This is a genomic window from Rhodobacter flavimaris (assembly GCF_021378075.1).
Lineage (GTDB): Bacteria > Pseudomonadota > Alphaproteobacteria > Rhodobacterales > Rhodobacteraceae > Rhodobacter > Rhodobacter flavimaris.
Genome location: NZ_JAJUOS010000002.1, coordinates 36,955 through 57,193, shown reverse-complemented (window position 1 = coordinate 57,193; position 20,239 = coordinate 36,955). Strand labels below are relative to the sequence as shown.

The following is a 20,239-nucleotide window of genomic DNA, read 5'->3' as shown; positions in this document are numbered from 1 at the left end:
TCCAATGACTGTTGCGATGCGCGATATTTTTGAGAAGCCCGTCGACCGCGCCATCGATGGCGTGATCAAAGCTGATGACGAGGCGAGCCTGCGGATCGAACTCGACGAGTATGTGATCACCGGGGAAATTGGGCAAAGGCTTGAACAGTTCCTCGACGCCTACAACAATTACGAGACGGCCAATGGTGTCTGGATTTCCGGCTTCTTCGGCTCGGGTAAATCGCACCTGCTGAAAATGTTGGCACTCTTGCTGGAAAATCGCGAGGTCGACGGCGTCAAGGCGCTCGACATCTTCTCTGACAAGCTGAAGGACGAGCCAATGCTTGCCGGCGCGCTGAGGAAGGCCGCATCGATTCCATCGAAGTCGATCCTGTTCAACATCGACCAGAAAGCAGACGTCATTTCAAAGAATAACGTCGATGCGCTGCTTTCAGTGTTTCAGAAAGTCTTCGACGAGATGTGTGGTTATTACGGCAAGCAGCCGCACATCGCGCAATTCGAAAGGCAGCTGGATGGGCGGGGCCAGTTCGAGGCATTTAAGGCGGCATTCCTCGAACTCTCCGGGAAGCATTGGGAGACACGGGGACGCGAAGAGGCCTTGCTCGAAGGACGCAACATCGCCGCGGCCTTCGCTCAGGCAACCGGCACGGATCCGGCCGATGCCAAGGACATTCTCTCTCTGTACCGAAAGGATACACGTGTCTCGATCGAAGACTTCGCCAACACGGTAAAAGCATGGATCGACCAGCAGGCACCGAATTTCAGGCTGAATTTCTTCGTCGACGAGGTTGGCCAGTACATCGCCGACAATGTCAAGCTGATGACGAACCTCCAAACCGTCGCCGAGAGCCTGAACACGAAATGCAAGGGTCAGGCCTGGATCATTGTGACGGCGCAGCAGGCCATCACCGAAGTCGTGGGGGACATGACTGCACGGCAGGAGAATGACTTCTCCAAGATTCAGGCGCGCTTTGCCAACCGCATGCCGTTGAACTCGGCAGATGTTGCCGAGGTCATCCAACGCCGGCTGCTGTCAAAGACCGACGCGGCGCAGATCAGGCTGGGAAATCTGCATGACAAGGAAGAAAACAATCTCAAGACGTTGTTCGATTTCGCGGATGGTTCAATCCGGCTGAAGAACTATCGCGACCGCGGACACTTTATCGCCAGCTACCCTTTTCCACCCTACCAGTACACGCTGTTCCAGTTGGCGATCACCTCGCTTTCCCAGCACAATGCGTTCGAGGGCAAGCACAGTTCGGTTGGCGAGCGTTCGATGCTGGGCGTGTTCCAGGAGGTGGCCAAGACCCTTGCCGATAGCCCTGTAGGAGGGCTTGCGACATTCGATCTGATGTTCGAGGGGATCCGCACCGCCTTGAAGTCCTCAGTTCAGCAGTCGATCCAGATCGCCGAGCGGAACCTCGACGATCACTTCGCGGTTCGCGTGCTCAAGGCGCTGTTCCTTGTCAAATACGTCAAGGAGTTCAAGCCTACCGTACGCAACATCAGCATTCTGCTGCTTTCGGAGTTCGAGGTGGATCAGGCGGGGCAACGCCGCAAGATCGAGGACGCCTTGGCCCTGTTGGAACGTGAGACATACATCCAGCGCAACGGCGAGGTCTATGAGTTCCTGACCAACGAAGAGAAGGACGTCGAGGCGGAAATCAAGGCGCTGGATGTCGATCCGACCGAAATCAGCAAGGAGTTCGAGACCCTTGCCTTCGACACCATTCTAAAACACCGCAAGATCAAGCATCTGACGACTGGTTATGAAAATCCCTTCAGCCGGAAGCTCGATGACCATCTGCTGGGGCGGGAATACGAACTTTCGATCAACATCATCAGTCCCTTCAATGATGACGCCGCATCGCCCGATGCCGTCCGCATGCGCAACCTTGGTCGCGAGGAACTGGCAATTGTGCTTCAGCCGGATGTCCGCTTCATCCGGGATTTAACGTTATTCCGGCAGTCCGACAAGTTTATCCGGCAGTCGCGCAGCGGCTCGCCCCAGCCGGGCCGTGACCGGATCATTCTCGAAAAGGGAGAGCAAAACGGCCGCCGCGCGAAGGAGCTGGAACTTCGCCTGCGGAAACTTATGGCTGCGGCGCGGCTCTTCGTGCGTGGTGATGAACTGGATATCGGCGGTGACGACCCCCAGGAGCGCGTTGTCAAGGCGTTCCAGGCGCTTGTCGACAAGGTCTACGTCAATCTGCCGATGCTGCGGGGCGTGAACTACGTCGAAGCAGACATCGCCAAGGCCGCCAGTCCGACGTCCACCTTGTTTGGCGAAGCCGGCACGGGCCTGACGGAAGCTGAACAAGATGTGCTGAACCACATACAGAGCCAGGCCCGAAACGGTGTGAAGGTCTCGGCCAAGTATCTGACCGAACGCTTCGGGGCGAAGCCCTACGGTTGGCCGACGGTCGCCACCCTGTGCCTCACCGCCAGCCTCTCAGGCAAAGGCAAGTGCGAGGCCCGTTCGGACGGCACACCGCTGGAAGGCGCCGAACTGGCCCGGGCGCTCAACAACAGCCACATGCTCGGCAACATCCTCCTGACCCCGCAATTGGAGTTCACCTCGTCCCAGATCCGCGCGGCGAAGGATCTCTACAAGGAGCTGTTCGGCCTGCCTGCCGACGGCTCCGATGCACGGGTTCTCGGCGGCGAATGGGCGGAGAGCATCCGCAAGCTGGCGGACGAACTGAACCGGCTCGTCACCGAAAACTACAAGTACCCGTTCGTCGCGGCGCTGGAGCCCTTACGGGATCAAGTGGTCGCCATGGTCGGCAAACCCGCAGCCTGGTACATCACCGAGCCGGTCAAGCAGGAAGACGCGCTGCTGAACGCCAAGGAGGACATCCTCGACAAGATACGCAGCTTCATGGGCGGGGCTCAGCGCGAGATCTACGACGACGTCCGCGACTTCCTTCAGGCGCAAGAGGCCAACATCGGCTATGTCGATGTCGCCGCCGGGGAAAAGCTGCGTGCCGCCCTGCGGGATCCCGACTGTTACAAGGGCACGGCGATCCAGGCGCTGAAGTCCGACCTCTACGCCCTGAAGGACAAGGTCGAACTCGATGTCCTGAAGGAGCGCAAGGCGGTCATCGCCGCCGTCGACGAATGTGCCGACAAGGTTGCCCAGACGGCCGAGTTCCAGGCCCTCACCCCCGAGCAGCAGGACAAGATCCGCCGCAGCGTTGCCTCGCACAAGGCCGGGCTCGACGCGGTGACCATGATCCCCATCTTGCGTGACCGGGCGAATGGCGCGCGGTCCGGCCTGATGCAGCAGATGCTGGCGGACATCGCGCGGATGACGCAGCCCCCGGCGCCAGCCCCGGCCGATCCCGGCATGAAGGAACGGCCCGCCCCGGCGCCACGGCCGCCGTCCTACGTCAACGCCTCGGACATCAAGGTGGCCTATCCGCGCCCCTACCTCGCCGAGGAGGCGGACGTCGACCAATACGTGAACGAACTGCGCAAGACCCTGATGGCCGAGATCGCCGCGGGCAAGAAGGTGATCGTCTGATGGATACCAACGCCCTCAAGAAATTCGCGCAAGCCGCGCGCAACCTTCTGATCGATCAGGTCACCTCGAAACTCGCCGTCGTCATCGACCCGGCCTCCTCCGCCCGGCGCGAGAATCCCGCGGCGATGAAGAAGCTCGACGCCGCCATCGCGCAGATCGGCAAGAGCCAGGTCATCGAACAGGTCGCCTACACCTGGTTCAACCGCTTCACCGCGCTCCGCTTCATGGACGTGAACGGCTACACCAATCCGCGCGTCGTCTCGCCAGAGGGCGACGCGACCCGTCCCGAGATCCTGGCCGAGGCGATGGCGGGCAACCTGCCCGAGGGCGCGCCCGCCACCATCAGCGCCTTGCTAGATGGCCGCAGCCCCAGCCGCGATCCGCAGGGCGAGGCCTACCGCCTGCTGCTCGTCCATGCCTGCAACGCCTGGCACAAGCCCATGCCCTTCATGTTCGAGAAGGTGGGCGACTACACCGAACTCCTGATGCCCGAGGACCTGCTCTCGCCGACCTCGATCCTCGCTCGCCTGCGCGACGCCATGCCCGAGGACGATTGCAAGGATGTCGAGATCATCGGCTGGCTCTACCAGTTCTACATCTCGGAGAAGAAGGACCAGGTCTTCGCAGCGCTGAAGAAGAACAAGAAGATCGAGGCCGAGAACATTCCGGCCGCCACCCAGCTGTTCACCCCGCACTGGATCGTCCGCTACCTGGTGGAGAACTCGCTGGGACGGTTGTGGCTGCTCAACCGGCCGGGGTCCAAGCTGGCCGAGCGGATGGACTACTACATCGCGCCGGAAGAGCCCGAGACGGATTTTCTGAAGATCGGCAAGCCCGAGGAGATCAAGGTTTGCGATCCGGCCTGCGGGTCGGGGCACATGCTGACCTATGCCTTTGACCTGCTCTACGCGATCTATGAGGAGGAAGGGTATGAGGCGGACAAGATCCCCGCGCTGATCCTGCAGCACAACCTGACGGCGGTGGAGATCGACGACCGCGCGGGCGCGCTGGCGGCCTTTGCGCTTGCGATGAAGGCGGCGGCGCGGCTGGGGAGGCGGCGGTTCCTGCGGATGGAAGTGAAGCCCGACATCGTCGTGCTGCAGAACGTGACCTTCACGCCGGCCGAGATGCAGGACGTCGCCGCCGTGGTGGGGCGCGACCTGTTCACCGACGAGCTGCGCGAGACGCTGTTGCAGTTCGAGCAGGCGAAGAACTTCGGCTCGCTGATCGTGCCGAAGCTGCGCGACCCGGCCGAGACACTGCGGGTGGTCGAGGCGCGGGATTTCGGCGGTGACCTGCTATTGAAGGAGGTGCAGGAGCGCATCGTCGCCGTGCTGCGCATGGCCGAGGCGCTGTCGCCAAAATACCATGTGGTGGTGGCCAATCCGCCGTACATGGGCGGCAAAGGAATGAATGGCGAACTCGGGAAATGGGCAAAGACGCACTACCCGGATAGCAAATCAGACCTGATGACTTGTTTCATGGAGCGTGCTGCATCCCTGCTGGTACGGAATGCTTACTGGGGCATGATAAATATTCCAGCTTGGATGTTCCTCTCATCATACGAAAAGCTGCGCACTAGGCTCGTTGCCGACGCGGAGGTATCTTCCCTCTTGCATCTTGGCCGTGGTATTTTTGGTGCTGATTTTGGGACTGTTGCCTTTATCATTCGTAATTCAAAGCCAACGGACGCCACCATCGGAGTTTATCGCCGACTTTTCGAGCGTCACGTCGAAGTCCGAAAGCCGGAGGCTATCCAATCCCTGTTCTTCGACAGAGAATACGGTCGACATGTTCTACCGCAGAAGGCGATCCAGAAGTTACCGGGCATGCCGCTGGCATATTGGTTGGGACCGGCGACACTGCAGCTCTTCTCGGAATGCAACAGGATGGGCGAGTATGTCGACTCGAAGCAAGGCCTGGCGACTGCGGACAACAACCGCTTCATGCGTTTCTGGCAAGAGACGTCGTTGAATGCTATTGGCTTCAATCTTAAATCAAGCAAGGAGGCCGCTGAAACAGGCCTAAAGTGGTTCCCGTTGAACAAAGGCGGCCAATTCCGGCGCTGGTATGGAAACCATGAGTATGTGGTGAATTGGCAAGACGACGGCCGCGAAATTCGTGAGTATGTCGACTCTCGATATCCATATCTTAACGGGAATATTGACTATGTGATTAAGGACCGCGGGAAGTTCTTCGTCGAAAGTGTAAGTTGGTCGGATGTCACCTCCGGTGGAACCGCGTTTCGACATTATCCCAAAGGATTCCTTTACGACGCAACGGGTCACTCTGCGTTCTATAAAACTATTGAGGATCGAGACCTCACCCTGACATTTTGCAACACAAGGCTTTGCACAGAGCTGGTCTCGGCGCTCAATCCCACGATTCACTTCCACATCGGATATTTTGATCAGCTTCCTTGGCCGGAAAAGGTTGATCGCAAACGGCAATCAGAAATCGCTACCAGCGCGATCACTGCCGCCAAATCCGACTGGGATGCCTACGAAACCTCGTGGGATTTCACCACGCTGCCGCTGCTGCAACCCGATCATCGCGCCGAGACACTGGAGGACAGCTATGCCCGCCTGCGCGCCCATTGGCAGTCCATGACGGACGAGATGCGAGCGTTGGAGGAAGAGAACAACCGCATCTTCATCGGCGCCTATGGCCTGCAGGACGAACTCACCCCCGAGGTGCCGATCGAGGAGATCACCCTCTCCTGCAACCCCGCCTATTCCATCGGTACGGGCAAGACCGATGCAGACCGGGAACAGGCGCTGCTGGAACGGACGATGGCCGAGTTCCTCAGCTATGCCGTGGGCTGCATGTTCGGGCGCTACAGCCTAAATGCGCCGGGCCTCATCCTCGCCAACCAGGGCGAGACGCTGGCCGATTACCTCGCCCGAGTGCCGGATCCCACCTTCCTGCCCGACGAGGACAACGTCATCCCCGTGCTGTCAGAGGAGTTCGAAAACTGGTTCCCCGATGACATTGCGGACCGGTTCCGCAAGTTCCTGCGCGTGACCTTTGGCGAGGCGCATTTCCGCGAAAACCTCGCCTTCGTCGAGGCGCAGATCGGCGACGTCCGCAAGTATTTTGCCAAGGGGTTCTATGAGGACCACGTAAAGCGCTACAAGAAGCGCCCGATCTACTGGATGTTCTCCAGTCCCAAGGGCACGTTCCAGGCGCTGATCTACATGCACCGCTATCGGCCCGACACCGTCTCGGTCCTGCTCAACGACTACCTGCGCGAGTTCATCCGCAAGTTGGAGGCCGAGCGCGCGCGACTGGCAAAGCAGGCCGACGACCCTTCGGCCACGCAGGCACAGCGCACCAAGGCCGAGAAGGCTGCGGGCACCATCGTCAAGCAGATCGCCGAGCTGGAGGAATGGGAGCGCGATGTCATCTTCCCGCTGGCGCAGGCCAAGATCGAGATCGACCTGGATGACGGGGTGAAGCGGAACTATCCGCTGTTCGGCGCGGCCCTGAAGCCGATCAAGGGGCTGGAGGCCGCGGATGAGTGACCGTATCGCCGCCAGCCTGCGGCAGTTGTTCGAGGAGAACCGGATCGTCTTCTGGTACGACGCCGACCACACCGCCGATGTCGACCAATACTTGAATGAACTGCGCACGACCCTGATGGCCGAGATCGCCGCGGGCAAGAAGGTGATCGTCTGATGGATACCAATGCCCTCAAGAAATTCGCGCAAGCCGCGCGCAATCTTCTGATCGACCAGGTCACCGCAAAGCTCGCCGTCGTCATCGACCCGGCCTCATCCGCCCGCCGCGAGAACCCGGCGGCGATGAAGAAGCTCGATGCAGCCATCCGCGAGATGGGCAAGCAACAGGTCATGGAACAGGTGGCCTACACCTGGTTCAACCGCTTCACCGCTCTCCGCTTCATGGATGTGAACGGCTACACCAATCCGCGCGTCGTCTCGCCCGAGGGCAACGCCACGCGCCCCGAGATCCTGGCCGAGGCGATGGCGGGCAACCTGCCCGAGGGGGCGTCCGCGACCATCGCCGCGCTTCTCGATGGTCGCAGCCCCAGCCGCGACCCGCAGGGCGAGGCGTACCGGATGCTGCTCGTCCACGCCTGCAACGCCTGGCACAAGCCCATGCCCTTCATGTTCGAGAAGGTGGGCGACTACACCGAACTCCTGATGCCCGAGGATCTGCTCTCGCCCACCTCGATCCTCGCCCGCCTGCGCGACGCCATGCCCGAGGACGCCTGTCAGGATGTCGAGATCATCGGCTGGCTCTACCAGTTCTACATCTCGGAGAAGAAGGACCAGGTCTTCGCCGCGCTGAAGAAGAACAAGAAGATCGAGGCCGAGAACATTCCGGCCGCGACGCAGCTCTTCACCCCGCACTGGATCGTCCGCTACCTGGTCGAGAACTCGCTGGGGCGGCTGTGGCTGCTGAACCGGCCGGGGTCGAAGCTGGCCGAGCGGATGGACTACTACATCGCGCCGGAAGAGCCCGAGACGGATTTCCTAAAGATCGGCAAGCCCGAGGAGATCAAGGTCTGCGATCCAGCCTGCGGGTCGGGGCACATGCTGACCTATGCCTTCGACCTGCTTTACGCGATCTATGAGGAGGAAGGGTACGAGGCCGACAAGATCCCGGCGCTGATCCTGGCGAACAACCTGACCGGGGTGGAGATTGACGACCGCGCGGGGGCGCTGGCGGCCTTTGCGCTGGCGATGAAGGCTGCGGCCAAGCTGGGACGGCGGCGGTTCCTGCGGATGGAGGCCAAGCCCGACATCTGCGTGCTGCAGGACGTGAAGTTCACCGAAGCAGAAATGCGGGACGTGGCCGCCGTGGTGGGCAAGGATCTGTTCACGGACGAGCTGCGCGAGACGCTGTGGCAGTTCGAGCAGGCCAAGAACTTCGGCTCGTTGATCGTGCCGAAACTGCGCGATCCGGCCGAGACGCTGCGGGTGGTGGTAGCGCGGGATTTTGACGCCGACCTGCTGCTGCGCCCGGTTCTGGAGCGCCTCGCGATGGTGCTTCGCACGGCCGAGGCGCTGTCGCCGAAGTATCACGTGGTGGTGGCCAACCCGCCTTATATGGGCGGGAAAGGGATGAACGGAAAGCTTGGGGATTTCCTCAAAGACCAATATTCGGACGTGAAGTCGGATCTGTTTTCAGCTTTCGTTATTAGGAATACTAAGCTCGCGCTGCGCAGGGGCGAGCTCGGCTTCATGACGCCCTTTGTATGGATGTTCATCTCTTCTTACGAAAAACTCAGACTATATCTGTTAGAGCGCGCCCAAATCACGTCTCTTATTCAGCTGGAATATTCCGGGTTCGACGGTGCAACTGTTCCCATCTGCACCTTCACGGTGAAGAACTTACCGAACCCTGAGGCACGCGGCGCATATATCAGGCTGGCAAACTTTCGCGGTGCAGCCAATCAAGCCCCCCGCGCCCTTGAAGCCATTCGGAATCCTGATTGTGGTTGGTTCTATCGAACACCTGCAAGCTCCATGATGTCAATTCCCGGATCACCGATTGCCTATTGGGTCAGCCCTTCTCTCATACCCGCCTTCCAATCGATGCCTCAGATTTCGGAATACGGCGATGCTCGCCAAGGCATGGCAACTATGGATAACGATAGGTTCCTCAGGTTCTGGCCTGAGGTATCTAATTCCCGAACTGAGCTTTACGCCACCTCTCGCGAGGAATCGAAAGCAACGGGATGTCGATGGTTTCCCTACAACAAAGGCGGCGGGTTCCGGAAATGGTATGGGATGAACGAAAATCTGGTCAATTGGGAGAACGACGGGGCAGAGCTGATCGCTCTGGCAAGCGCACGCTATGGCAGTCCAACAAAGCGGATCGTTAATGCATCCTACTTCTTCAAGGACAGCATAACTTGGGGGGCAATCACAAGCTCGAAGATCTCGCTTCGCAGATGCGACAGTGGATTTATTTTTGACACTAAGGGCCAATGCATATTTAGCGAAGACAAAACGTCACTTGAGGAAATGCTTGGCTTTCTAAATTCAAAGGTGACCAACGACATCCTTCAGTTTTTAGCGCCAACTCTCGACTTTAACTGCGGCGTCATTGCAAAGCTGCCATTTGAGAAGCGCTGCGACGCCAATGTGCAGCGAGTCGCCAAGGCGGCCGTGTCATTGGCTCGCTCCGACTGGGACGCATACGAAACCTCCTGGGATTTCACCACGCTCCCGCTGCTCTCTCCCGATCACCGGGCAGGGACGCTGGAAGCCACCTATACCCGCCTCCGCGCCCATTGGCAGTCCATGACGGACGAGATGCAGCGTCTGGAGGAAGAGAACAACCGCATCTTCATAGACGCCTATGGTCTGCAGGACGAGCTGACCCCCGAGGTACCGGTCGAGGAGATCACCCTCACCTGCAATCCCGCCTATCGCTATGGCATGAAAAACGACGTTGACGCGAACGAGACCCGCCTACGCGCCGACACCATGGCCGAGTTCCTCAGCTACGCCGTGGGCTGCATGTTCGGCCGCTACAGCCTCGATGCGCCGGGCCTGATCCTCGCCAAACAGGGCGAGACGCTGGCGGATTACCTCGCCCGCGTGCCGAACCCCAGCTTCCTGCCAGACGAGGACAACGTCATCCCCGTGCTGGATGCCGACTGGTTTCCCGACGACATCGTGGACCGCTTCCGCAAGTTCCTGCGCGTGACCTTCGGCGAGGCGCATTTCCGCGAGAACCTCGCCTTCATCGAGGCGCAGATCGGCGACATCCGCAAGTACTTCGCCAAGGGGTTCTACGACGACCACGTGAAGCGCTACAAGAAACGCCCGATCTACTGGATGTTCTCCAGCCCCAAGGGCACGTTCCAGGCGCTGATCTACATGCACCGCTACAGGCCCGACACCGTCTCGGTCCTGCTGAACGACTATCTGCGCGAGTTCATCCGCAAGCTCGAGGCCGAGCGCGGGCGGCTGGAGAAGCTCTCCGACGACCCCGCCGCCACTCAGACCCAGCGGACAAAGGCGCTGAAGGACGTGGGCGTGATCGCCAAGCAGCTCGCCGAGCTGGAGGAATGGGAGCGAGAGGTGATCTTCCCGCTGGCGCAGGCCAAGATCGAGATCGACCTCGATGACGGGGTGAAGCGGAACTATCCGCTATTCGGCGCGGCGCTGAAGCCGATCAAGGGGCTGGAGGCCGCGGATGAGTGACCGCATCGCCGCCAGCCTGCGGCAACTGTTCGAGGAGAACCGGATCGTCTTCTGGTACGACGCCGACCGCGACATGCGGGCGGAGTTCGACGCGGTCGATCTGCCCGGCGTGATCAAGCTGGAGATCGCGAACAACGAGTTCGGGTTGAAATACCGGATTCTGCGGCAGGAGCCCAAGGGCAAGTTCCTGCTGTTCAAGGACGGGCCCGAGCCCGAGATGACCGACAATTGGCTGCTGGACGTGCAGCTGGGCTCCGTCGTGTTCAAGGCTGACCAGGCGGCGATCTGGCTGGCCGAGCTGGGCCTGCCCTTGCAGTTCGAGAATGTGGTGCGCGGTCACATCGAGTTCTTCCGCGCCAAGGTCCGCGTCGAGGCATTGAAGCGGCTGATGCAGGCTTCCGACACCCAGACCCAGATGCGCCTGCGAATGCTGGCTGTCTGCGCGGGCGCCGAGGGTGGGCTGGACACCGTGATCGAGGCGCTGTTAGGTGAGTTGGCCGTGGGCAAGGACGACGCGCTGCGGCTGATCGAGCGCTCGGGGCTGACCGATTTCTTCTGGAAGCAGGTCGGCCAGGCCTATGGCTACAGGCCTGATGAGCCCGATTTTGAGGACTTCGCCATCGCGCTGTTCCAGTCAGCCTATGCCCGAGCACTCGCAGAAGAGAGCACCCTGAACGCAGAGGCCCTGCTGGTGTTCCGCCGTTGGAAGAACAACCGCCATTGGGCGGAAGCCTTCGAGGCCCTGTCCGAGCAATATCAGGATCTGCTCAAGATCGCGGGCGATCTCGCAGTGCGTGATTTCCGCACGGTCGTCGCCATCGACCATTTCGAAGTGATTGACCGCCACATCATCCGCAAGATCGTGCAAGCGATGTCGAGCCAGACGGTAAGTGCCCCAGAGGTCCTGGGTTGGGTCCGCGAGCGGCGGCAGAGCCATTGGTATCCGACCTACGCGGACATCTATCAGGCGATCGGCTTCGCCACCGAATTTCAGCAGGCCCTGGCAGAGGCGAACCTGGGCATGACAAGCGCGGCCGAAGGCGTGCGGCGCTACGTGACCGGTTGGTTCCGGCTGGATCAGCTCTATCGCAAGTTCGTCTACCACATGCAAAAAAGCGGTCAGGCATCCCTTTTGGGTGATCTCTACGCCTCGATCGAGAACCGCTACACGAACAGCTTCGTGCTGGCGTTGAATGATGCATGGCAGGACCAGATTACGTGCCTGACCGATTGGAAGGTTCCCGGCTACCCATCGCAGGCCGATTTCTATCGGGAACAGGCCGCGGAATATCGGCGCAAGGACCAGAAGGTCGCTGTGATCATATCGGACGCTCTGCGTTTCGAGGTTGCAGAGGAGTGCCTGCGCCGCATCCGAGCTCTGGACCGTTTCGATGCCGAGTTGAAACCAATGATCAGCTCCTTGCCCAGCTACACCCAGCTGGGCATGGCAGCGCTCTTGCCGCACAGCACGCTGGCCATGAGCGAGGATGGCAGCGGCGATATTCTCTCGGACGGAGAAAACACCAAGGGTCTCGCCGCACGGGCGAAACTCCTCGCAGCTGGGCGTAAGGGCGACAGTGCAAAGGCGCTGAAATCCGAAGATGTGATGAACATGCGCACCGAGGACGGCAAGGCGCTCTTCCGCGATAACCACATCGTCTATGTTTACCACAACCGCATCGACGCCATTGGCGACAAGCTTCAAACGGAAGACAAGCTGCCCGAGGCGGTCGAGGATGCGATCGAGGATCTCACCAAGCTTGTCCGCAAGCTGACTTCGGCCAATTTCTCGAACATCTTGATCACAGCCGACCACGGGTTCCTGTATCAGCACCGAGCCCTTGAAGAGAGCGACTTCGCAATCGCCGACCCTCAGGGTGCCGAGATCCTGTTCCGCAATCGCCGGTTCGTAATTGGGCGTGGTCTCGCGCCGACGCCGGGCATGAAGCATTTTAGTGCAGCGAGTCTTGGCCTTGCAGGAGATCTGGATGTCTTGATCCCTAACTCGATCAACCGAATGCGTGTGAAGGGCGCTGGCAGCCGCTTTGTGCATGGCGGGGCATCGTTACAGGAAGTCGTCATCCCGGTCATCCGCGTCGGCAAGCAGCGCGAGACGGACGTGGGCCAAGTCGACGTGCAGATATTCGTCACAGGCCGGAGCTTGATTTCTTCAGGTCAGACGGCGGTGACGTTCTATCAATCCCAGCCCGTCTCTGAGAAAATGCGGCCGCGAGAACTCTTGGCGGGGATCTACGCGACCGATGGCACTCTGGTCTCCGATGAATACACCTTGATGTTTGATTTCCGATCCGACAATGCCCGCGAGCGGGAAATGCCGCGCAAGTTCCTACTTTCGCGCGAGGCCGATCGCTTCAACAACCAGGACGTCATTCTGAAACTGCGTGAACGGGTCGGTAAGACCAGCCATTACCAAGATTATGCGACGCACCGCTTCCAACTGCGGCGCGGTATGATGACTGACTTTGATTTTTGAGGAGCCTGCCTATGAGCAACCTAGACGCCAAGATCAATGAGCATTTTGCGGGTTTTGTGGTTCGGAAGGACTTGGTGAAGGCGGTCAAGGGCAATGCGATTGTTCCCACTTATGTGCTTGAGTACCTTCTGGGCCAATATTGTGCGACTGACGATGAGGCTTCCATTGAAAGTGGGATTGAGACCGTCAAGGAGATCTTACGCAAGCACTACGTGCACCGCAGCGAGGCGGGGCTCATCCAATCCTCAATCAAGGAAAAAGGTCGCTACAGGGTCATCGATCAGGTCAGCGTCGCTCTGAACGAAAAGACGGATAGCTACGAGGCAACTTTCGACAACCTTGGGATCAAGAAGGTTGCCGTCGACAGCGGTACGGTCAAGGCACATCCCAAGCTTCTAGTGACCGGAGTGTGGTGTATCGCAGATGTCCAATATGAGTTCTCAGAAGACAATCGCCTATCGCCTTGGATCCTCGAGACGATCAAACCCATCCAAATCGCGCGCGTCGACTATGAGGGATATAAAGAAGCGCGCTCGAAATTCACAACGGACGAATGGATTGATCTGCTCATGCAGTCGATCGGTTTTGATCCGGCGGCTTTCGGGCGGCGCAGCAAGCTACTGCAGCTCATGCGACTTATCCCATTTGTCGAGCGCAACTATAACATTATCGAGCTTGGTCCCAAGGGGACCGGTAAGTCCCATATCTATTCAGAGTTTTCGCCGCATGGTCAGCTGATTTCAGGCGGAGAGGTCACCATCCCCAAGCTGTTCGTCAACAATTCCAACGGCCGAATTGGCTTGGTGGGGTATTGGGATGTCGTCGCCTTCGATGAATTTGCCGGGCGCGAGAAAACGGCGAACAAGGCCCTCGTCGACATCATGAAAAACTACATGGCGAACAAGAGCTTCTCACGTGGCGTGAACCCAATGGGTGCAGAGGCCAGCTTTGCATTCGTTGGTAATACCGATCACAACGTTCCATTCATGCTCAAGAATAGTGACCTGTTCGAGGCGCTACCTACCCAGTTTCATGACTCAGCCTTCATTGATCGTCTACATGCATACCTGCCTGGCTGGGAAGTGGATGTCATCCGCGGCGAGATGTTCACCTCGGGTTACGGCTTCATTGTAGATTATCTGGCAGAAATATTGCGCCATCTGCGGCAGGAGGACTTTTCCAATCGTCCCGAACGCTTCTTCCGGATTAGCGAGAAAATTTCGACGCGAGATCGTGACGCAATTTACAAGACTATGTCGGGATTGCTGAAAGTGATCTTTCCGGATGGCAGCGAAACCGAGACCGAAATGGAAGAGCTTTTGCGTCTTGCCCTTGAGAGCCGAAAACGGGTCAAGGATCAGCTCTTCCGCATCGACAGCACCTATCCCGATGTTGACTTTTACTATGTAGGCTCAAGCGGCGAGAAGCGACGGATTACGACCGTCGAAGAGGAAGAGTTCCCACAGTATTACCACAAAAAGCGCCGCGTTGAGAATCTGGCGGAAAGCAGCGCGGACATGACAGACGATGAGCCGCTGATTGAGATAGATGAGGATACTGCTGACGGGACGGCGAAAGGCAAGGCGCCAGAACCGTCGCGCGCGTTGGAGGGCCACCATGACTATGCAGAGAACCGCAGGGGGCTGACATATGATGGGCTTTTCGGTCCGTATATCGAAGGAGCCACTCGTATTGACGTGACGGATCCCTACATCCGCTATTTCTATCAGATTCGGAATATGATGGAATTTGTGGAGATGGTCATTCGGCGTAAGGCACCAGAGGATCAGGTCGCCATTCATCTTACGACCGGGCCGGATGATGGGAACATCACGAAGCAGCGCGAATTACTCGACAGTATTGTCGAAGCTTGCACCGGAAGCGGTGTAGAGTTTTCTTGGAAGTTTGATGGCACCGGCACAGGTCATGCACGCACAATTGTTGCGGATACGGGCTGGAAAATTGTACTCGATCGCGGGCTCGATATTTATCAGGCACCCATTCGTCGGGATGGGTTTTCATTGGGGGATCGTCTGCAAGAGTACAGAATGATCAAAGGCTTCTATGTGACGTACGTGCGTGCTTGAGAGGTTTTTTAGGGCGCGTTAGGGATTAGGGTTCGGTCGGCTATTTATCTAGATCTTCCTGTTGCGCATAATTCTCGAGAGGGTATTTCAATTATCAATCAAGGGCGGTGCATGGCCGAGTTTGCAGTTGGTGATTACGTTAGATCGCGAAATAACCCGGCAGAGTCCGGGATCGTGACCCTGGTTGCGGAGCACGCGCCGGGCAAGCCTCTGGTTTCTGTGCGGCTGTCAACTGGGGTGCGTCGCTACCCCGCTTCGCAACTCGAGTTTGTCCCTGTTGTCCCAGAGACACCTGCTGAATTGGTGCGAGGCGGGCATTTGCCGGCGCCAGATGATTTGCGACGGCAGTTCTCTCATGTGCGGCTATCCGGAAGTTTGGCTGATGTTCTCTACTCGATGGAAAGCTCTGATACAGATTTCTACGCGCACCAGTTCAAGCCGGTGGTCAAGATATTAGACTCTCCCACGGGCAACCTCTTGATTGCAGACGAGGTCGGCCTCGGTAAGACGATTGAAGCGGGGCTGGTCTGGGGGGAACTCGCGGCAAGGTACAAATACAATCGCTTTGTCGTGGTTTGCCCAAAGGTTCTTTGCGAAAAGTGGCGCGAAGAGTTGAAGTCAAAGTTTGGCGTTGAAGCACGAATATGTAATGCAGAGGGGTTGCTCGAAGTCCTGAGCAGTACGCACTCACAGCGGGCAGGCTTCGCCGTTATTTGCGGCATGCAGTCAATCCGGCCGCGCCAGAAAACTTCTCGCAACGGGCGGCCGGTTGATGTTCTTGCAAAGCTCCTTGAGGACTCAGAAGGCCTGGAGCGCTTAATCGATCTTCTCGTGATTGATGAAGCGCATCACATGCGCAATCCCGGCACGGCGACCAATAAATTGGGGCAACTTCTTTGTGGCGTGTCCGAGCACGTGGCAATGCTTTCAGCGACCCCAATCAATCTCCATAATCGCGACCTGCTCAGCCTACTTCGCTTGCTCGACGAGCTTACCTTCAGGGATGAGTATGCGCTCGAGCAGATCATTCACGCGAACCAACCTCTCGTTGCCGCACGCGAAGCCGTTCTGTCGGGGCAACCCGTTGAAGACGTTTTCCAGTTGGTTCTGGCTGCTTCACGCTCTCCGATTCTGAGAAATGCAAAGGCGCTTAGGCTGTTAGTGGGAGATCTGAAGGTAAGATCTGTACTTGATCCCACCGAGCGGGCTGAGATTGCAAAGCGACTTGAACGCGTAAATCTCCTTTCAAATGTTATCAGCCGCACTCGACGACGCGATGTTCAGGAGCTTCGGGTGCAACGTGATGTTGTCGCCTATAAAGCGCGAATGACGCCGGACGAGCGATCGGCCTACGATACAATCACGAGCGCTATTCTTCGCTATGCATTGGAGAGAGGGCTTCCAACTGGATTTCTGACCGTCATGCCGCAGCGGATGCTGGCTTCTTCGATGCCGGCAGCACTGATGCACTGGCACATGCGTGTTCTCTCTGATCTCGATGAAGACGAAGATCAGGAGATAGATGAAACTGGTGTCAGTAGTGCCGAGAATGAGGCAAAGCCGTTGATGGCAGTGCTTTATGAGGTGCTACGGAAACTGCCCAGTTCCGATGAAATGGCGCGGCAGGACACGAAATTTGCTGAGTTCATCCGGGTCGTGCAGGATCGCCGGGCAGATGAGCCGCTTGAGAAGTTTGTCGTCTTCTCCACATTCCGGGGAACGCTCTCGTACCTGAGGCAAAGGCTCGATGCGCTCGGGATCGTCTCACTCACGCTGCGTGGAGAAACGATAGACAGATCGGCCGTGGTCAACCAGTTTCGCGATGATCCAAAGATTTCTGTGCTTCTGACCTCGGAAGTTGGATCGGAAGGTATCGATCTCCAGTTCGCGCGCACCGTCGTCAACTACGATCTGCCCTGGAACCCCATGCGAGTGGAGCAACGGATCGGTCGTATTGATCGATTGGGTCAGGAAGCCCCGAGCATTTCCGTCCTAAACCTAATGCATTCGGATACGGTCGATGAACGGATTTACCACCGACTGCATGAGCGACTTGGCCTGTGCAAGCGTGCTCTGGGTGGCTTTGAGGAGATCCTGGGGCAGGAAATTTCCGAGCTCACGAAAGAGCTGCTCTCTGGGAAGCTGTCGCCTGAGGATGAAGAGAGAAGGCTAGCACAGACCGAGCAAGCGATCGCAAATCGCCGCTCGGAAGAGGAAGCGCTTGAATTGGAAGCCGCGGCGCTCTTTGCGCATGGCGATTATATTGTTCGGTCGATCAATGAATCCCGCAGTGAAGGCAACTGGGTCACCGAGAAAGACATCGTTGATTACCTAGAGGGCGCCTTACGTTTTCTTTTCCCAAGTTCAGACGTTCATTGGCAAGTCGCAGATGGGCTCGTTTCAGTTCGCCTCTCAGATGACTGTCGATTTGAGTTCGAGAACTGGTGCGCAGATAACAGGCTTAATAGTGGACCTGTCGGCCGAAGAGGTGGAGCTACGACATTCAAAGTCGGCAAGGCGGCTTCGCGTTTAAAGCATCCAAGGCTAGGTCCAACGCATCCATTGATCCGTTTCTTGTCACGTCTATTGACCGAACGCGATGCATTGAAGCCTATGGCGACCGCCATTCGTATTGCAAACGCTCAGGCGCGTGGTCTTGAGCCTGGCATGTATGTTGGGGCGATCGAAGAATGGGAGTTTGGAAAGGGCGCGACATCCACCGTCATAGGCTGTGCCGTTGCCAATTTGCGTTCGGGGGAACTCCTGCCGGAGACCTTGGCGGATCAAGTCGTCACAGCATGTCTGGCCCATGCCGGGCACTGGCCTACGGCGTTGGAAGAGGCAGACCTAGGCTTGGCTGCCGATCGCATCGAGATGGTCCTTGAACCGTCGTTGGCGCAGCGCTTCGCAGGGGCCAGTGAACGTCGCGAGGTCGAGCTCGGCGACCGGGTTGCCATTCAACTTGCATCTCTCGAAGCGCATGCAGAGCGCCAGCGAGCGAATCTGGAAAGGGTAATTAGCTCCAGCGTTAAGCAGTTGGAGGCGGCAAACCGTGCACGTCTCAGTCGCTTCGAAGAGGGAGTCGAGATGCGCAGAAGAAAGATTGAGGCCCAATCCGTTACACATCCCTCAAGTCGGCAAATGGCTGCCTTTCTCTTGAAGGTGGAGGCAGAATGAAAGACGGTCCTGAAAAGACTGGAAAAGATCCCGGGACGCGCGGCGGACCTCTGAGCACACTCCTTCGAAAGTTGGGCTCGGTGTTTGGTGGTTTCACAGGTGGGGGTCCCAAGTCGGACGCGCCTGATCAACCCAATCGGGCTGCGCGCTATGCAGACTTGGCACGGCACGCGCAGGAGAAACCATCTGCCTCGTCCGAGCCGCTGCCCCAGCCAAGCAAGGGTAAGCAACGTTCGAAGGGTGCGCCACGACCAAGCGGCGCCAAGTCAAATTCCAAGGGGGCTTCAAAGGCGAAATCATCGCCGAAGATGTCCGAGAGGGCTGCCCAATCTCATAAATTATCAAGTGCGAGGGCGTTTGAGGCCGGGACGGTCGCGGCTTCTGTGTCTCGTCCTCATATTCCTGTTGCGCGAACAACGCGTGACCTCCTTGAGCGCATAGCATCAACCCATGATTTTTCGAGCAAGAGCCAGAAATCCGGTCCTTGGGCTGCGGCATCCAAAGAGATGGAACGAAGAGAAGCGAGCGCCGTAGAGTGGATTACTCGCACGGTTCCCCTCGGCAGTAGTGAGGAAATTATCTCTATCGGCTTTGACCTTGGGTCCACGTCGTCGAAGGTTGTGGTTCGCTTTCCATATAATCCGTCACTCGCGGCATTTGCCGTTCCAGCACCGACCGCGCTCCGCGCCGATAAACATCCATATTATTGGAAGACCGAGCTCTGGCAGCGGGCAGACAAGTCGTACGCCCTGATAGGTTCGGACGGAGGTTCGTGTCTTGACGCGTTGAAGGTCTCATTCTTGAGAACTCACGCCGATGATCCGCAATCTAAGGCCGCGTCCGAGGCAGAGATTCATGTCACGGCTTATATGGCCTTGATGCTTCGACAGACGATGGGTTGGTTGATCCGAAGGCTTCCCAAGACCCTAAAGAACAGCGCGCTTGAAGTGTCTGCGAATTTTGGGTTTCCAGCTGAGCGGGTAGACGACAATTCGGCGGGACACAGGTTCAGGATTTGTTGTCAGGCCGCGATCGATCTGGCTCTGTCTGACACAGGAATCTCCGACAAGAATGTCCTGCAGGCTCTTAGCGTCGCCGCCAAAGGGAAGCGAACTCATGAAACACGAGTTGTTCCTGAGTTTATCGGTGCTGTCGTTGGCTTCTTCAATTCCAGTAGGCGCAAGAATGGAAAGTATATTCTTTGCGATTTTGGCGGCCTGACATGCGACTGTGTTTGCTTTGGTTTCTACGCACGAGATGACGGGAGTTCTGTCATCAGTATCTATGGTGCGCGGGTCCAGAGTTTTGGCTCCGAGGTGGTGGATGTCGCTCTCGGGCAGGGCGTGGATCCGGATTGGATTACCAAAGCGATGGGGAGTTTTGTGGCGGAGCCAATTAAGGACGCGCGCCATCGCACAGGCCCAAATTCCGAGGTTTGGGGCGGTGAGATGCCCTTGTTCCGCATTGGGGGTGGGCGCCATAACGGAGCATACAAAGATATGTTCTCATGGACCGAGAAGAGCCTAGAAAACTCGATCTTCCGAACGAAGTTTCATGAAGAGCCGCTCGACTTGGAGCAACATGGAAGCATCGATGTTTCCGTGTCTCAAGGGCGCAACAATGGTCGATTGCTAGTCGCTTTAGGTCTGTCCTGGTCCATCTATGACATGCCTGATTGGCTCACACCTGGTCAGATCAGGTCCTACGAAGATCCATCCAGGAGCCTTGACATTGAGGCACGTTTCATTGGTCCGGAGCAGATGTGATCGTTGTG

At 58.0% G+C, this 20,239-nt stretch carries 8 protein-coding genes; all 8 read left to right on the top strand.

Annotation, left to right across the window (positions count from 1 at the left end; all coding sequences use genetic code 11):
• Positions 1 to 4: 4 nt before the first annotated feature.
• The 8 genes from brxC to LZA78_RS02920 all read left to right on the top strand — a co-directional run bounded on the left by brxC (position 5) and on the right by LZA78_RS02920 (position 20,231).
• Positions 5 to 3,526 (top strand): BREX system P-loop protein BrxC, encoded by a 3,522-nt coding sequence (brxC, locus tag LZA78_RS02955; RefSeq protein ID WP_233675470.1) that lies wholly within the window; start codon positions 5 to 7, stop codon positions 3,524 to 3,526.
• On the top strand, positions 3,526 to 7,050 hold the full coding sequence (gene pglX / locus LZA78_RS02950; RefSeq protein ID WP_233675469.1) for a BREX-1 system adenine-specific DNA-methyltransferase PglX: 3,525 nt from the start codon (positions 3,526 to 3,528) through the stop codon (positions 7,048 to 7,050). Before brxC ends, pglX (LZA78_RS02950) begins: the two co-directional genes overlap by 1 nt.
• Positions 7,043 to 7,204 carry a hypothetical protein gene (locus LZA78_RS02945; protein ID WP_233675468.1) on the top strand — a complete coding sequence of 54 codons (162 nt, stop codon included), beginning with the start codon at positions 7,043 to 7,045 and terminating at the stop codon, positions 7,202 to 7,204. The genes pglX (LZA78_RS02950) and LZA78_RS02945 overlap by 8 nt, the downstream gene beginning before the upstream one ends.
• Positions 7,204 to 10,707, top strand: coding sequence for a BREX-1 system adenine-specific DNA-methyltransferase PglX (gene pglX / locus LZA78_RS02940; protein WP_233675467.1), 3,504 nt, complete (start codon positions 7,204 to 7,206; stop codon positions 10,705 to 10,707). Before LZA78_RS02945 ends, pglX (LZA78_RS02940) begins: the two co-directional genes overlap by 1 nt.
• Positions 10,700 to 13,201, top strand: a complete 2,502-nt coding sequence (gene pglZ / locus LZA78_RS02935) for a BREX-1 system phosphatase PglZ type A (protein ID WP_233675466.1) — start codon at positions 10,700 to 10,702, stop codon at positions 13,199 to 13,201. The genes pglX (LZA78_RS02940) and pglZ overlap by 8 nt, the downstream gene beginning before the upstream one ends.
• Before the next feature lie 11 nt (positions 13,202 to 13,212).
• Positions 13,213 to 15,288 carry a BREX system Lon protease-like protein BrxL gene (gene brxL, locus LZA78_RS02930; protein WP_233675465.1) on the top strand — a complete coding sequence of 692 codons (2,076 nt, stop codon included), beginning with the start codon at positions 13,213 to 13,215 and terminating at the stop codon, positions 15,286 to 15,288.
• Between the two features lie 111 nt (positions 15,289 to 15,399).
• Positions 15,400 to 18,465: a helicase-related protein gene (locus LZA78_RS02925; protein WP_233675464.1), complete on the top strand. Its 3,066-nt coding sequence runs from the start codon at positions 15,400 to 15,402 to the stop codon at positions 18,463 to 18,465.
• Positions 18,462 to 20,231 (top strand): hypothetical protein, encoded by a 1,770-nt coding sequence (locus tag LZA78_RS02920; RefSeq protein WP_233675463.1) that lies wholly within the window; start codon positions 18,462 to 18,464, stop codon positions 20,229 to 20,231. Before LZA78_RS02925 ends, LZA78_RS02920 begins: the two co-directional genes overlap by 4 nt.
• Positions 20,232 to 20,239 lie beyond the last annotated feature (8 nt).

What these genes read in the sequence shown, in the direction of transcription:
- brxC (WP_233675470.1), top strand. Translation starts at nt 5, where the DNA reads ATGACTGTTGCGATGCGCGATATTTTTGAGAAGCCCGTCGACCGCGCC.
- pglX (WP_233675469.1), top strand. Translation starts at nt 3,526, where the DNA reads ATGGATACCAACGCCCTCAAGAAATTCGCGCAAGCCGCGCGCAACCTT.
- LZA78_RS02945 (WP_233675468.1), top strand. Translation starts at nt 7,043, where the DNA reads ATGAGTGACCGTATCGCCGCCAGCCTGCGGCAGTTGTTCGAGGAGAAC.
- pglX (WP_233675467.1), top strand. Translation starts at nt 7,204, where the DNA reads ATGGATACCAATGCCCTCAAGAAATTCGCGCAAGCCGCGCGCAATCTT.
- pglZ (WP_233675466.1), top strand. Translation starts at nt 10,700, where the DNA reads ATGAGTGACCGCATCGCCGCCAGCCTGCGGCAACTGTTCGAGGAGAAC.
- brxL (WP_233675465.1), top strand. Translation starts at nt 13,213, where the DNA reads ATGAGCAACCTAGACGCCAAGATCAATGAGCATTTTGCGGGTTTTGTG.
- LZA78_RS02925 (WP_233675464.1), top strand. Translation starts at nt 15,400, where the DNA reads ATGGCCGAGTTTGCAGTTGGTGATTACGTTAGATCGCGAAATAACCCG.
- LZA78_RS02920 (WP_233675463.1), top strand. Translation starts at nt 18,462, where the DNA reads ATGAAAGACGGTCCTGAAAAGACTGGAAAAGATCCCGGGACGCGCGGC.